Source organism: Streptomyces sp. NPDC031466 (assembly GCF_055581265.1).
The window spans coordinates 34,615-48,921 of sequence record NZ_JBVIJT010000015.1 but is presented as its reverse complement, the minus strand read 5'-3'; the positions used below and the strand labels follow the sequence as shown (position 1 = coordinate 48,921).

The following is a 14,307-nucleotide window of genomic DNA, read 5'->3' as shown; positions in this document are numbered from 1 at the left end:
CCTACGGTGAGGGACGTACCTCCAGACACAGCTCCGCGGAAGGGCCGGGAATTCGCATGACTTCCATCCACGCCTTCTGGCTCGCCGGTCGCCAGACCACCGGCGAGACCACGTTCGACGTCACCTCGCCCTGGGACGGGCGGCTCGTCGCCAAGGCGGCCGTCCCGACCGACGCCCAGGTCGAGGAGGCCGTGGCCGCCGCGTACGCCGTGCGCGACGAGTTCGCCGCGACCCCGGCCCACGCCCGCGCCGCCGCCCTCGACCACGTGAGCCGCCGGCTCGTCGAGCGCACCGAGGAGATCGCGCAGCTCATCTCCGCCGAGAACGGCAAGCCGATCAAGTGGGCCCGCGGCGAGGTGGGCCGCGCGGTCTCCGTCTTCCGGTTCGCCGCGGAGGAGGCCCGCCGCTTCAACGGCGGCGAGGCCCAGCGCCTGGACACCGACGCCGGCGGCCAGGGCCGCCTCGCCCTGACGCGCCGCTTCCCCAAGGGCGTCGTCCTCGGCATCGCGCCGTTCAACTTCCCGCTGAACCTCTGCGCGCACAAGGTCGCCCCGGCCATCGCCGTCGGCGCGCCGATCATCCTGAAGCCGGCCCCCGCGACCCCGCTGTCCGGCCTGATCCTCGGCGAGCTGCTCGCCGAGACCGAGCTGCCCGCCGGCTCCTGGTCGGTCCTGCCGGTCGCCAACGACAAGATGCCCGCCCTCGTCCAGGACGAGCGCCTGCCGGTCATCTCCTTCACCGGCTCCGACAAGGTCGGCTACGCGATCATGGACTCGGTGCCGCGCAAGCACTGCACCCTGGAGCTGGGCGGCAACGGCGCGGCCGTCGTCCTCGACGACTTCTCCTCGGACGAGGACCTGGACTGGGCCGCCTCGCGGATCGCGACCTTCTCCAACTACCAGGGCGGCCAGTCCTGCATCTCCGTGCAGCGGGTCATCGCCGACAGCGCCGTCTACGACCGGCTCGTGGAGCGCGTCGTCAAGGCCGTCGAGGCCCAGGTCACCGGCGACCCCGCCGACCCGGCGACCGAGGTCGGCCCGCTGGTCAACGAGGACGCCGCCAAGCGCGTGGAGTCCTGGGTCGACGAGGCCGTCCAGGCGGGCGCGCGGCTGCTCACCGGCGGCAAGCGCGACGGCGCCACGTACGCGCCGACCGTCCTCGCCGACGTGCCGGCCGAGGTGACCCTCGCCCGCGAGGAGGTCTTCGGACCGGTCCTCACCCTCAAGAAGGTGAACGGCGAGGCGGAGGCGTTCGCCGCCGTCAACGACTCCAAGTACGGCCTCCAGGCGGGCGTCTTCACGCACGACCTGCAGACCGCCTTCCGCGCGCACCGCGCCCTCGAGGTCGGCGGCGTGGTCATCGGCGACGCCCCCTCCTACCGCGCCGACCAGATGCCCTACGGCGGCGTCAAGCAGTCCGGCGTCGGCCGCGAGGGCGTCCGCTACGCGATGGAGGACTACACCTACGAGCGGGTCATGGTGCTGACGGGCCTCGCCCTGTAAGCGACGTTCGTCCCCAAGGCCACGGCCGGAGCCCACTGTGCGGGGGCTCCGGCCGTTCGCGTGCGTACGCGCGGCGCGGCCCGGCGCACGGGCGGTCGCATCTCATGCGAACGCTGCGCGAGGACTGGTGGGGTCGGGACGAATGGGGTACCAACGATCCAGTAGCACCAGCCGGTAACCGAAGACCGAAGCAGCATCCGACCCCTCTGCGCGGCGAGGTGAGCTTCATGACCGCACCAACCCCCAAGCCGTCCGTGAGCGAACGCGAGGCCCGGCAGGTCGCCGAGGCCGCACGCGAACAGGACTGGCGAAAGCCGAGCTTCGCCAAGGAACTCTTCCTCGGCCGCTTCCGGCTCGACCTGGTCCACCCGCACCCCCTGCCCGCCGACGAGGACGCGCGGCGCGGCGAGGAGTTCCTCGCCCGGCTCCGCGACTTCTGCGAGACGAAGGTCGACTCGGCCCGCATCGAACGCGAGGCGCGCATCCCCGACGAGGTCATCAAGGGCCTCAAGGAACTCGGCGCCCTCGGCATGAAGATCGACACGAAGTACGGCGGACTCGGCCTCACGCAGGTCTACTACAACAAGGCCCTCGCCCTCGCCGGCTCCGCGAGCCCCGCGATCGGCGCGCTGCTCTCCGCGCACCAGTCGATCGGCGTACCGCAGCCCCTGAAGATCTTCGGCACCCAGGAGCAGAAGGACGCCTTCCTGCCGCGCTGCGCCACCACCGACATCACGGCGTTCCTGCTGACCGAGCCGGACGTCGGCTCCGACCCGGCCCGCCTGGCCACCACGGCCGTGCCGGACGGCGACGACTACGTCCTGGACGGCGTGAAGCTGTGGACCACCAACGGCGTCGTCGCGGACCTGCTGGTCGTGATGGCACGGGTGCCGAGGTCCGAGGGCCACAAGGGCGGCATCACCGCGTTCGTCGTCGAGGCGACCGCCGAGGGCGTCACCGTGGAGAACCGCAACGCGTTCATGGGCCTGCGCGGCCTGGAGAACGGCGTGACCCGCTTCCACCAGGTGCGCGTCCCGGCCGCGAACCGCATCGGCCCCGAGGGCGCGGGCCTGAAGATCGCCCTGACCACGCTCAACACCGGGCGGCTCTCCCTGCCCGCCATGTGCGTCGGCGCCGGAAAGTGGTGCCTGAAGATCGCCCGCGAGTGGTCCGGGGCCCGTGAGCAGTGGGGCAAGCCCGTGGCGTACCACGAGGCGGTCGGTGCGAAGATCTCCTTCATCGCGGCGACGACGTTCGCCCTCGAAGCCGTCCTCGACCTCTCCTCGCAGATGGCCGACGAGGACCGCAACGACATCCGCATCGAGGCCGCCCTCGCCAAGCTGTACGGCTCCGAGATGGCCTGGCTGATGGCCGACGAACTGGTCCAGATCCGCGGCGGCCGCGGCTTCGAGACCGCCGAGTCCCTCGCCGCCCGCGGCGAGCGCGCCGTGCCGGCCGAGCAGATCCTGCGCGACCTGCGCATCAACCGCATCTTCGAGGGCTCCACGGAGATCATGCACCTGCTGATCGCCCGCGAGGCCGTCGACGCCCACCTGAAGGTCGCGGGCGATCTCATCGACCCCGACAAGACCCTCGCCGACAAGGCGCGGGCGGGCGCGCGGGCCGGCGGCTTCTACGCGCGCTGGCTGCCGAAGCTGGTCGCGGGCCCGGGCCAGCTCCCGCGCTCCTACGCCGAGTTCCACCCGCCCGGCCACGTCGACCTCTCCGGCCACTTGCGCTACGTGGAGCGCGGCGCCCGCAAGCTGGCCCGGTCCACCTTCTACGCCATGTCCCGCTGGCAGGGGAAGCTGGAGAGCAAGCAGGGCTTCCTCGGCCGGATCGTCGACATCGGGGCCGAACTGTTCGCGATGAGCGCGGCCTGCGTACGCGCCGAACTCCTGCGCACCACCGAGGACCACGGCCGCGAGGCCTATCAGCTGGCCGACGCCTTCTGCCGCCAGTCCCGCATCCGCGTGGAGGAACTCTTCGCCCGCCTGTGGACCAACACCGACGACCTCGACCGCAAGGTGGTCAAGGGCGTCCTGTCCGGCACCTACACCTGGCTCGAAGCAGGGGTCATCGACTCCTCCGGTGAAGGCCCCTGGATCGCGGAAGCCGCCCCCGGCCCCTCGAAGCGCGACAACGTCCACCGCCCCATCCGCTGAGACGCCCCATTCGCTGCGACGCCTCGTCCGCTGCGACGCCCCGAGAAAAGTCGGGACATTTCCCGAAGCAAGCCGTACGGAGGCCGACACCTCCCCGCCCGCCGGGCGCGCGCGGTCCGGGCGGGGAGGCGCAGCGGCCACAATGGGGGCATGAGCGACAGCCCATCTCCCCTCGCCGACCCGCATCGCGTCTTCGACCCCCTCCCCGTCACCGACGGCGGTAACGGGACGGGGCCGCGTGACATCGTCATCCTCGGGTCCACGGGTTCGATCGGCACCCAGGCCATCGACCTCGTCCTGCGCAACCCCGACCGGTTCCGCGTCACCGCGCTCTCCGCCGCCGGCGGCCGCGTCGGCCTCCTCGCCGAGCAGGCCCGCCGGCTGCGGGTGCGCACCGTCGCGGTCGCCCGCGAGGACGTCGTACCGGCGCTGCGCGAGGCCCTCGCGGGGCAGTACGAGGCGGGGGAGCCGCTCCCCGAGATCCTGGCCGGACCGGACGCCGCGACGCAGGTCGCCGCCTCCGCCTGCCACACGGTCCTCAACGGCATCACCGGTTCCATCGGCCTCGCGCCGACGCTCGCCGCCCTCGAGGCGGGCCGCACCCTCGCGCTCGCCAACAAGGAATCCCTGATCGTCGGCGGCCCGCTCGTCAAGGCGATCGCCGCGCCCGGCCAGATCATCCCGGTCGACTCCGAGCACGCCGCCCTCTTCCAGGCGCTGGCGGCCGGCACCCGCGCCGATGTGCGCAAGCTCGTCGTCACCGCCTCCGGCGGCCCCTTCCGGGGACGCACCAAGGCCGACCTCGCGCACGTGACCCCCGAGGACGCGCTCGCGCACCCCACCTGGGCCATGGGCCCGGTGATCACCGTCAACAGCGCCACGCTGGTCAACAAGGGCCTGGAGGTCATCGAGGCGCACCTCCTCTACGACATCCCCTTCGACCGCATCGAGGTCGTCGTCCACCCGCAGTCCTACGTGCACTCCATGGTGGAGTTCACCGACGGCTCGACCCTCGCCCAGGCCACCCCGCCCGACATGCGCGGCCCGATCGCCATCGGCATCGGCTGGCCCGAACGGGTGCCCGACGCGGCGCCCGCCTTCGACTGGACCAAGGCGTCGAGCTGGGAGTTCTTCCCCCTCGACGAAGAGGCGTTCCCCTCGGTCGGCCTCGCCCGGCACGTCGGACAGCTCGCGGGCACGGCTCCGGCGGTGTTCAATGCCGCCAACGAGGAATGCGTGGACGCGTTCCTCAAGGGCGCGCTGCCCTTCAACGGCATCATGGAGACGGTGACGCGGGTCGTGGACGAACACGGCGACCCCGGCACGGCGGCGTCGGGAACTTCCCTGACCGTCGCGGACGTCCTCGAAGCGGAGACCTGGGCGCGCGCCCGGGCACGCGAACTGGCAGCCAAGACGACCGCGGAGGCTCGTGCATGACGACCTTGATGATGATCCTCGGGATAGTCGTCTTCGTGATCGGGCTGCTCTTCTCGATCGCCTGGCACGAGCTGGGGCACCTGTCGACCGCCAAGATGTTCGGCATCCGCGTGCCGCAGTACATGGTCGGCTTCGGCCCGACCCTGTTCTCGCGCAAGAAGGGCGACACCGAGTACGGCATCAAGGCGATCCCCCTCGGCGGCTACATCCGCATGATCGGCATGTTCCCGCCGGGAGCCGACGGCCGCATAGAGGCCCGCTCGACGTCCCCCTGGCGCGGCATGATCGAAGACGCCCGCTCGGCGGCCTTCGAGGAGCTGAAGCCGGGCGACGAGAGCCGTCTCTTCTACACGCGCAAGCCCTGGAAGCGCGTGATCGTGATGTTCGCCGGGCCCTTCATGAACCTCGTCCTCGCCGTGGCGATCTTCCTCGGCGTGATGATGACGTTCGGCATCAGCACCCAGACCACCCAGGTCGGCAAGGTCTCGGACTGCGTCATCCAGCAGAGCGAGAACCGCGCCAAGTGCGAGAAGGGCGACAAGGCCGCGCCCGCCAAGGCGGCCGGCCTGAAGCCCGGCGACAAGATCGTCGCCTTCCAGGGCCGGCCCGTCGACGACTGGTCCACGCTCCAGTCGCGGATCCGCGAGACCATCGGCCCGGCCACCCTCACGGTCGAGCGCGACGGCAAGCGCCTGGACCTGCACGCCGACCTCATCAAGAACCAGGTCACCAAGACCGACGGCGAGGGCGCCTACGTGGAGGGCAAGTACGTCTACGCCGGCTTCCTCGGCTTCACCCCCGCCACCGGCATCGTCCAGCAGTCCTTCGGCGACTCCGTGGAGCGCATGGGCGACATGATGGAGAGCGGCGTCGAGTCGATCATCGCCCTGCCGTCCAAGATCCCCGACCTGTGGGACGCGGCGTTCGGCGACGGGGAGCGCAAGCAGGACTCGCCGATGGGCGTGGTCGGCGCCGCGCGCGTCGGCGGTGACGTGTTCACCCTGGACATCCCGCCGCAGAACCAGATCGCGATGATGCTGTTCCTCATCGCCGGCTTCAACCTCTCGCTGTTCCTCTTCAACATGCTGCCGCTGCTCCCGCTGGACGGCGGGCACATCGCGGGCGCCCTGTGGGAGTCCGTGCGCCGCACCGTGGCGAAGGTGCTGCGCCGGCCCGACCCGGGCCCCTTCGACGTGGCGAAGCTGATGCCGGTCGCCTACGTGGTGGCGGGGATCTTCATCTGCTTCACGATCCTGGTGCTCATCGCGGACGTGGTGAATCCGGTGCGGATCTCCTAGCCGTACGTGGTGCACGGCGGCCCGGCACGGAAGGTGCCGGGCCGCCTTCCATCGGGTGGTCCTGCGGACGTGATGTGCCCGGGCACCCCGGGGTGCCGTAATCTCGAAGCCTGGAGCCCGCCGATCTCGGGACCGAGATCCACACTCCGGTGACCCGCACTCTGTGATCCACACTCTTGGGGATGCTCGCCAGATGACTGCCGTATCGCTCGGAATCCCGTCCGTTCCGACCAAGCTCGCCGACCGAAGGGTCAGCCGCAAGATCCAGGTCGGTTCGGTGGCCGTCGGCGGCGACGCGCCCGTGTCGGTGCAGTCGATGACCACGACGCGTACGTCGGACATCGGGGCCACGCTCCAGCAGATCGCGGAGCTGACGGCGTCCGGCTGCCAGATCGTGCGCGTCGCCTGCCCCACGCAGGACGACGCCGACGCGCTGCCCGTCATCGCCAAGAAGTCGCAGATCCCGGTGATCGCGGACATCCACTTCCAGCCGAAGTACGTGTTCGCGGCGATCGACGCGGGCTGCGCGGCGGTGCGGGTGAACCCGGGCAACATCAAGCAGTTCGACGACAAGGTCAAGGAGATCGCGCGCGCCGCCAAGGACGCGGGCACGCCGATCCGCATCGGCGTCAACGCCGGCTCCCTGGACGCCCGTCTCCTGAAGAAGTACGGCAAGGCGACCCCCGAGGCCCTCGTCGAGTCGGCCCTGTGGGAGGCGTCCCTCTTCGAGGAGCACGACTTCCGGGACATCAAGATCTCGGTCAAGCACAACGACCCGGTGGTCATGGTCAACGCCTACCGCCAGCTCGCGGCCCAGTGCGACTACCCCCTGCACCTCGGCGTGACCGAGGCCGGCCCCGCCTTCCAGGGCACGATCAAGTCGGCGGTCGCCTTCGGCGCGCTGCTCTCCGAGGGCATCGGCGACACGATCCGCGTCTCCCTCTCGGCCCCCCCGGCGGAGGAGATCAAGGTCGGCATCCAGATCCTGGAGTCGCTGAACCTGCGCCAGCGCCGCCTGGAGATCGTCTCCTGCCCCTCCTGCGGCCGCGCCCAGGTGGACGTCTACAAGCTGGCCGAGGAGGTCACGGCGGGCCTCGACGGCATGGAGGTCCCGCTGCGCGTCGCGGTCATGGGCTGCGTGGTGAACGGCCCCGGCGAGGCCCGCGAGGCCGACCTCGGTGTCGCCTCCGGCAACGGCAAGGGCCAGATCTTCGTCAAGGGCGAGGTCATCAAGACCGTCCCGGAGTCGAAGATCGTGGAGACGCTCATCGAAGAGGCGATGAAGATCGCCGAGCAGATGGAGAAGGACGGCGTAGCCTCCGGCGAACCCACCGTGGCCATCGCCGGCTGACCCTCCCCACACCCCACGGCCCCACCCCGCCCCTCTCCCCACACTGCCCCGCCGCTCCCCAAGCGCCGGGGCACACCCATCTCTGCCCGCATCCCCCTCAGGGACCCCGCCCTCTGGCGTCCGGTGCCCCCCCGCCCCTACGGCACCACGCTGTCGCGGGGAAACGGGCAAGTGGGAGCCCTCCGCCCCTACGGCACCGTGCTGACCCGGGGAAACGGGCGAGTGGGAGCCCCCCCGGCCCCGACGGCACCGTGCTGACCCGGGCTCAACGGGCGAGTGGGCCCCGGCCCCGACGGCACTACGTTGCCCCGGGGTAAACGGATGAGCGGGAGTCCCCCCGCTCCTACGGCACCGAGCCGACCCGGGGCAAACGGGTGGGTGGGTGGGAGACCCGCCGCGAAGCGGCGAAAGACCCGCCCAGAGGAAGAGCCGCCCCCCCAAGGGGCGGACAAAAGGCACCCCCCGCACAAGGCGCCCCCGCCAGGTACAGTGCGGAGATCAGCAGACCGTATGGTGAGGCCCCCGCACGTGTTGACTCAGACCACCACCAGGGTCCTCGACCCGAGTGACCTGGACGCCGCGCTCGCCGTGCTCGACCGCGAGCCGGTCACGAACGCCTTCGTGACCGCCCGCGTCCAGGTGGCCGGCCTCGACCCCTGGCGCCTCGGCGGCGAGATGTGGGGCTGGTACGAGGACGGCATGCTGGCGTCCCTGTGCTACGCGGGCGCGAACCTCGTCCCGATCTGCGCGACCCCGCGAGCCGTCCGCGGCTTCGCCGACCGCGCCCGCAGGGCCGGTCGCCGCTGCTCCTCGATCGTCGGCCCCGCGACCTCCACCGCCCAGCTGTGGCGCCTCCTGGAACCCTCCTGGGGCCCCGCCCGCGAGGTCCGCTCCCGCCAGCCCCTGATGGTCGCCGACCGGCTCCCGGACGACATCACCCCGGACCCGTGCGTCCGACGCGTCCGCAAGGACGAGATGGACACGATCATGCCCGCCTGCGTGGCGATGTTCACCGAGGAGGTCGGCGTCTCGCCGATGGCCGGCGACGGCGGCCTGCTCTACCAGGCGCGCGTCGCGGAACTGGTCGGCTCGGGCCGGTCGTTCGCCCGCCTCGACGAGGACGGCAAGGTCGTCTTCAAGGCGGAGATCGGCGCCGTGACGCCCCACGCCTGCCAGGTCCAGGGCGTCTGGGTGGCGCCCGAGTACCGCGGCCGCGGCCTCGCGGCCCCCGGCATGGCGGCCGTCCTGCGCTACGCCCTCGAGGACATCGCCCCCGTGGCGAGCCTGTACGTCAACGACTTCAACACCGCGGCCAGAGCCGCGTACCGACGTGTCGGCTTCCAAGAGGTCGGCGCGTTCATGAGCGTCCTGTTCTGACGCCCGGCCGCCGCCGCCCGAGCGCCCTGTTCAGATGCGCGACAGCGCCAAGTAGGGTCGGCCCCATGACTGACGACGTCGTGATCGGGCCGATCGACCTCGCCGCGCGGGTGGACGAAGCGCTGGACGTCCAGGCCCACGCCTTCGGGCTGAGCGACGAGGAGGTGGCCGTGCGGCGCCATATCGTCCTGCGCCACCTCACCTACCGAGGCGCCCGCTCGTTCGGCGCGACCACGCCCGATGACCGGCTCGTCGGCTTCGTCTACGGCATGCCCAACGACCGCCACCACTGGTGGTCGACGGTCGTCGAGCCCTACCTGCGCGGCCGGGACCTGGACGACTGGCTCGACGACTCCTTCGTCATCACGGAACTCCACGTGCGCCCCGGCCACCAGAACCTCGGCATCGGCCGGGCGCTGATCACCACCATCACGGAGGGCGTCGCCGAGCCCCGCTCGATCCTCTCCGCGATCGACGTCGAGAGCCCGGCCCGCGGCCTGTACCGCTCCCTCGGCTACACGGACCTGGCGCGCCGCGTGCTCTTCCCGAGCGCCGCCAAGCCGTACGCCGTGATGGGCGCCCCGCTGCCCCTGCCGCGCCGCGTCTGAGACGAGGACGGGCCGGGGTCCGAGGAGAACCGGCCGGGGTCCGGACCCAAACCGATTTCCGCCCGCGCCCGCGCCCCGGCTAACCTCCTGTTCATTACCCTCCCCACGCTCTCGGCCGTGCCGAGCAGAGGGGACCCCCTTGTAGCAGGAGTTGATCATGGCCCAGGTCCAGCGCATGTCCCGATTGATGGTCAAGACACTGCGCGACGACCCCGCGGACGCCGAGACGCTCAACCACAAGCTCCTCGTCCGGGCCGGTTACGTCCGCCGTACCGCCGCCGGCATCTGGACCTGGCTGCCGCTCGGCAAGAAGGTCTACGAGAACATCGCCCGCGTGGTGCGCGAGGAGATGGACGCCATCGGCGGCCAGGAGGTGCTCCTCCCGGCGCTCCTGCCCAAGGAGCCCTACGAGGCGTCCGGCCGCTACGAGGAGTACGGCGACCTGCTCTTCCGCCTCAAGGACCGCAAGGGCGCCGAATACCTCCTCGGCCCGACCCACGAGGAGATCTTCACCCAGGTCGTCAAGGACCAGTGCTCGTCCTACAAGGACCTGCCGGTGATCCTCTACCAGATCCAGACCAAGTACCGCGACGAGGCGCGCCCCCGCGCCGGCGTGCTGCGCGGCCGCGAGTTCCAGATGAAGGACTCGTACTCCTTCGACACCACCGACGAGGGCCTCGCCGAGTCCTACGCCCTGCACCGCGGCGCCTACCAGCGCATCTTCGAGCGCCTCGGCCTCGACTACCGCATCGTGTCCGCCGTCGCGGGCGCCATGGGCGGCTCGAAGTCCGAGGAGTTCCTCGCCCCGGCCCCGGCCGGCGAGGACACCTTCGTGGACTGCCCGGCGTGCGACTACGCCGCCAACACGGAGGCCGTCACCTTCGCGCTCGCCCCGGTCGACGGCTCCGCGCACGGCCCCGTCGAGGAGCTGGACACCCCCGACACCCCGACCATCGAGACCCTCGCCGAGCACCTCGGCGTCCCCGCGTCGGCGACCCTGAAGAACCTCCTGGTCAAGGTCGACGGCGAGATCGTGGCCGTCGGTGTCCCCGGCGACCGCGAGGTCGACCTCGGCAAGCTCGGCGAGCACCTGGCCCCGGCCGAGGTCGAGCTGGTCACCGCCGAGGACTTCGAGGGCCGCGAGGACCTCGTACGCGGCTACGTCGGCCCCCAGGGCCTGGACAAGGTCCGCTACATCGCCGACCCGCGCATCGCGCCCGGCACGGCCTGGATCACCGGCGCCAACAAGCAGGACACCCACGCCAAGAACGTCGTGTGCGGCCGTGACTTCGAGGTCGACGACTACCTGGACGTCGTCGTGGTCGAAGAGGGCGACCCGTGCCCCAACTGCGGCGCCGGCCTCAAGCTGGACCGCGCCATCGAGATCGGCCACATCTTCCAGCTCGGCCGCAAGTACGCCGACACCTTCCAGCTCGACGTCCTCGGCAAGGAGGGCAAGCCGGTCCGCGTGACCATGGGCTCCTACGGCATCGGTGTCTCCCGCGCGGTGGCGGCGCTCGCCGAGCAGACCGCCGACGACAAGGGCCTGTGCTGGCCCAAGGAGGTCGCCCCCGCCGACGTCCACGTGGTCGCCGCGGGCAAGGCCCTCCAGACGGAGCTGGCCCTGGACGTCGCCGAGCAGCTCGGCGCCGCGGGCGCCCGCGTCCTGGTGGACGACCGCGCCGGGGTCTCCCCGGGCGTGAAGTTCACCGACGCCGAGCTGATCGGTGTCCCGCAGATCCTCGTCGCGGGCCGCCGCTCCGCCGAGGGCGTCCTGGAACTGAAGGACCGCCGCACGGGCGAACGCGAGGAACTGACGGTCGCGGAGGCCGTCGCCCGCCTCACCGCCTAGGGAAAGCGCCCCACAGGGCGCGGGGGACTGCGCGGCCGGCCACGTACGGTCCGCAGCCTCCGCGCCCACCGGGTCGACCGGTCACAACCACCCGGCGAACTCCAGCAGCAGCTCCGCGTCCTGCCCGCGCCCCACGCGCAGTGCCCGCACCCCGGACTCCACGGCCCGGAACAACGTCCACCCGCGCAGCCGCTCCTGGTCCACCTCGAGGGACTCCGCGAGCTTCTTCACGCGCCGCCGCGTGATCGAGGCGCCGGACGGCGAGGCGATCAGGTCCTCCACCCGGTCCCGGACGAGCCGCGCCAGGTCGAACGCGGGCTCACCGACCACCGGGTCGGGCCCCACGGCCAGCCACGGCATCCGCTCCCCGGCCAGCACCTTGCTCTGCCGGAACGTGCCGTGCAGCAACCGCGGCTCCGGGGTCCCGGCGAGCAGTTCCTCACGCGCCACGAGCGCCGCGTCGACCAGCGGCGCGACCTCCGCGTCGGCGGAGGCCCGCATCGCCTCGGCCTGCCGCCCGGTCCGCTCGGCGACGGTCTCGAAACGGTGCCCGGCGGGTGGCGGGGCCCACAGCCGCCGCAGCGTCCCCGCGGCCTCCAGCAGCGCCTTGGCCTCGGGCAGCGACCGCACGGAGACGTCACGGTGCAGCCGTTCGAGGAGCAGCGCGCCGTCCGAGCACTCGGGGTCCAGCAGCCGGGCCGCGCCGAGCCCGGCCCAGTGCGCGAGGGCGGCCCGCTCGCTCTGCGGGCGCGACCGGGGCGGCACCAGCTTGAGCACGGCGGGCGTGCCGTCGGCCCGGCGCACCAGCACGACCAGGCCACTGCGCCCACCGGGGACATGGACTCGCTCGACGGTCAACTCGCGGAGCGCGACGGCCCGTTCCACCGCCTCGGGCAGCTTCTCCAGCCAGTCGTCGCCGGGCTGCGCCGTCTCGCGGTATGCGGTGACGAGGCGCCGCGGCGGTTCGAAAGCCATGCGCGAGTTGTTCCCTTCTGAGCGCGTTACGCCTTGGGTGTCGCCGGTGCCGACGCGGGTGACGTCCGCTCGGCGAGCCCAGGGAAGGCTACGCTCCCGCCCCGCCAGCGCGCCGCCCGGACCGCCGCCTCGCGCAGTGCCCGGGCGGCGGTGTCACGCCGGTGGCCCGAGGAGGCGCGTACGAGATCGGAGTAGACCCCGGCGAGGCGGTCCTCCAGTTCGGTGGCGAGCCGGGCGGCGGCGGGGGCGTCCGGGACCGGGAAGGGCAGCGCGTAGGCGGCGTCCGCGGGCTGCGGCTCGCCGCCCAGATCGCGCACGGCGCGCTGCAGCGCGTCGCGCCGTGCGCGATGCGCGTCGTACGCCGTGCGCGCCTCGTCCCTGCGCCCCTCGCCGATCCGGGCGCCGACGACGCCGTAGCCGTACACGGCGGCGTGCTCGGCGCCCAGGGCGGCCTGTACGGCCTTCAGCTCCTCGTCCTTGGCCTCGCTCACTTGTCCCCCTCCGTCAGCAGATACGCGTGGGCGGCCCCCGCGGCGGCCACCGAGGCCAGCAGCCTCGCCTGTTCGGCCGGGGCGTCGACCAGCGCCGCCCCCCGCCGGTCGGCCAGCTGCCGCTCGGCCTCGGCGAGTTCCCGTACCGCCTTCTTGGGATCCGAGGACACCGCGGGCGCCGGGGAGGCGGCACCGCGCGCGGTCGGCGCGGGCGCCGGCGCGTGGCCGTCCGCGAACGCCTCGGTGTGCTTGTCCACCTCGGCCCGCAGCGGCCGCAGCCGCCCGGCGAGCGAGGGGTGGGCGGCCAGTACGGCGTCGTAGCGCGCGAGCAGCTCCCGGCCGTCCTTGGCCGCCGCGGCGCGCAGGCGGCGCGCCGCGGAGCGCTCCTCGGCGCCGGGATCCGCGGCGTCCGAACAGCCCGTGAGCAGCGCCGCGGACGCGACACCGGCGGCGCCGGCGAGCAGGCTCCTGCGGCGCGGTCGCGGGCGGGACCGTGGGGCGGTGGGGTACGACGGCACGGCAGACGTCCTCGGAAGGAAGGCCAAAAGGCGCGAGCGAGAAGGAAGGAAGTGGGCGCGGGCCCGGTGATCACCGTACCTTCGGACGGTCTCCGTACGTGTGAGCGACTCGGCGCCGACCGGGGCACCGCCCCCAGGTGGGCGGCGACACCCCTTCGGACCGGATACCCTTTGACCTGACACGCAGACTTGCAACGCACCCACAACAGCACACGCGGCCGAGGAGTCACCCGGATGAGCACCACCCAGAGCGAGAGGCTGCGGCAACTACTGGAACCGCTCGTCAGCTCCCAGGACCTGGATCTCGAAGAGATCGAAGTGGCCTCGGTCGGACGCAAGCGTGTGCTGAGAGTCGTGATCGACTCCGAGGACGGCGTGGATCTGGACCAGATCGCGGAAGTGAGCCGCCTGCTCTCCGCGAAGCTCGACGAGACCGACGCGATGGGCGAGGGCGAGTACGACCTGGAGGTCGGTTCCCCCGGCGCCGAGCGCGCGCTGAGCGAGCACCGCCACTACGTGCGCGCCGTCGGCCGCCTGGTGAGATTCCAGCTCACCGAGGGCGGCGAGGTGACCGCCCGCATCCTCACCGTGGACGACGAGGGACTCGACCTCGAGGTGCCCGGTGTGAAGGGCCGCAAGGCCACCTCCCGCCGCCTCGCCTTCGGCGAGATCGACAAGGCGCGCGTGCAGGTGGAGTTCAACCGCAAGGACAAGAAGGAAGAGGAGGCGTAGC

12 protein-coding genes are annotated in these 14,307 nt (G+C 72.1%); 9 read left to right on the top strand and 3 right to left on the bottom strand.

Going from position 1 to position 14,307, the window contains the following annotated elements; all coding sequences use genetic code 11:
- The first annotated feature begins 56 nt into the window (after positions 1–56).
- The 8 genes from ACZ5GP_RS31295 to ACZ5GP_RS31260 all read left to right on the top strand — a co-directional run bounded on the left by ACZ5GP_RS31295 (position 57) and on the right by ACZ5GP_RS31260 (position 11,590).
- Positions 57–1,502 (top strand): aldehyde dehydrogenase family protein, encoded by a 1,446-nt coding sequence (locus tag ACZ5GP_RS31295; RefSeq protein ID WP_468754067.1) that lies wholly within the window; start codon positions 57–59, stop codon positions 1,500–1,502.
- 227 nt (positions 1,503–1,729) lie between these two features.
- Complete coding sequence (locus ACZ5GP_RS31290) at positions 1,730–3,667, top strand: acyl-CoA dehydrogenase family protein (protein ID WP_468754066.1); 1,938 nt, start codon at positions 1,730–1,732, stop codon at positions 3,665–3,667.
- 150 nt (positions 3,668–3,817) lie between these two features.
- Complete coding sequence (gene dxr / locus ACZ5GP_RS31285; protein WP_468754065.1) at positions 3,818–5,104, top strand: 1-deoxy-D-xylulose-5-phosphate reductoisomerase; 1,287 nt, start codon at positions 3,818–3,820, stop codon at positions 5,102–5,104.
- Entirely contained in the window at positions 5,101–6,402 is a 1,302-nt protein-coding gene (locus tag ACZ5GP_RS31280) for a M50 family metallopeptidase (RefSeq protein WP_468754064.1), read from the top strand. Before dxr ends, ACZ5GP_RS31280 begins: the two co-directional genes overlap by 4 nt.
- Before the next feature lie 193 nt (positions 6,403–6,595).
- A complete protein-coding gene (ispG, locus tag ACZ5GP_RS31275; protein ID WP_468754063.1) occupies positions 6,596–7,753 on the top strand; it encodes a flavodoxin-dependent (E)-4-hydroxy-3-methylbut-2-enyl-diphosphate synthase in 1,158 nt (385 codons plus the stop codon).
- Between the two features lie 528 nt (positions 7,754–8,281).
- Positions 8,282–9,130: a GNAT family N-acetyltransferase gene (locus tag ACZ5GP_RS31270; RefSeq protein ID WP_468754062.1), complete on the top strand. Its 849-nt coding sequence runs from the start codon at positions 8,282–8,284 to the stop codon at positions 9,128–9,130.
- Between the two features lie 65 nt (positions 9,131–9,195).
- Complete coding sequence (locus ACZ5GP_RS31265) at positions 9,196–9,738, top strand: GNAT family N-acetyltransferase (RefSeq protein WP_468754061.1); 543 nt, start codon at positions 9,196–9,198, stop codon at positions 9,736–9,738.
- 157 nt (positions 9,739–9,895) lie between these two features.
- Complete coding sequence (locus tag ACZ5GP_RS31260) at positions 9,896–11,590, top strand: proline--tRNA ligase (RefSeq protein ID WP_468754060.1); 1,695 nt, start codon at positions 9,896–9,898, stop codon at positions 11,588–11,590.
- A gap of 81 nt (positions 11,591–11,671) precedes the next feature.
- Here ACZ5GP_RS31260 and ACZ5GP_RS31255 read toward each other — a convergent pair whose 3' ends face one another.
- The 3 genes from ACZ5GP_RS31255 to ACZ5GP_RS31245 are packed head-to-tail and all read right to left on the bottom strand — an operon-like array spanning position 11,672 to position 13,574.
- Positions 11,672–12,565, bottom strand: coding sequence for an aminoglycoside phosphotransferase family protein (locus ACZ5GP_RS31255; RefSeq protein ID WP_468754059.1), 894 nt, complete (start codon positions 12,563–12,565; stop codon positions 11,672–11,674).
- Positions 12,566–12,591: 26 nt separating this feature from the next.
- A complete protein-coding gene (locus tag ACZ5GP_RS31250; protein ID WP_468754058.1) occupies positions 12,592–13,056 on the bottom strand; it encodes a ferritin-like domain-containing protein in 465 nt (154 codons plus the stop codon).
- Positions 13,053–13,574 (bottom strand): hypothetical protein, encoded by a 522-nt coding sequence (locus ACZ5GP_RS31245; protein ID WP_468754057.1) that lies wholly within the window; start codon positions 13,572–13,574, stop codon positions 13,053–13,055. Before ACZ5GP_RS31245 ends, ACZ5GP_RS31250 begins: the two co-directional genes overlap by 4 nt.
- Positions 13,575–13,808: 234 nt before the next feature.
- Between ACZ5GP_RS31245 and rimP the strand changes: the two genes are divergently transcribed.
- On the top strand, positions 13,809–14,306 hold the full coding sequence (rimP, locus tag ACZ5GP_RS31240; RefSeq protein WP_358587990.1) for a ribosome maturation factor RimP: 498 nt from the start codon (positions 13,809–13,811) through the stop codon (positions 14,304–14,306).
- The last annotated feature ends 1 nt before the right edge of the window (position 14,307 follow it).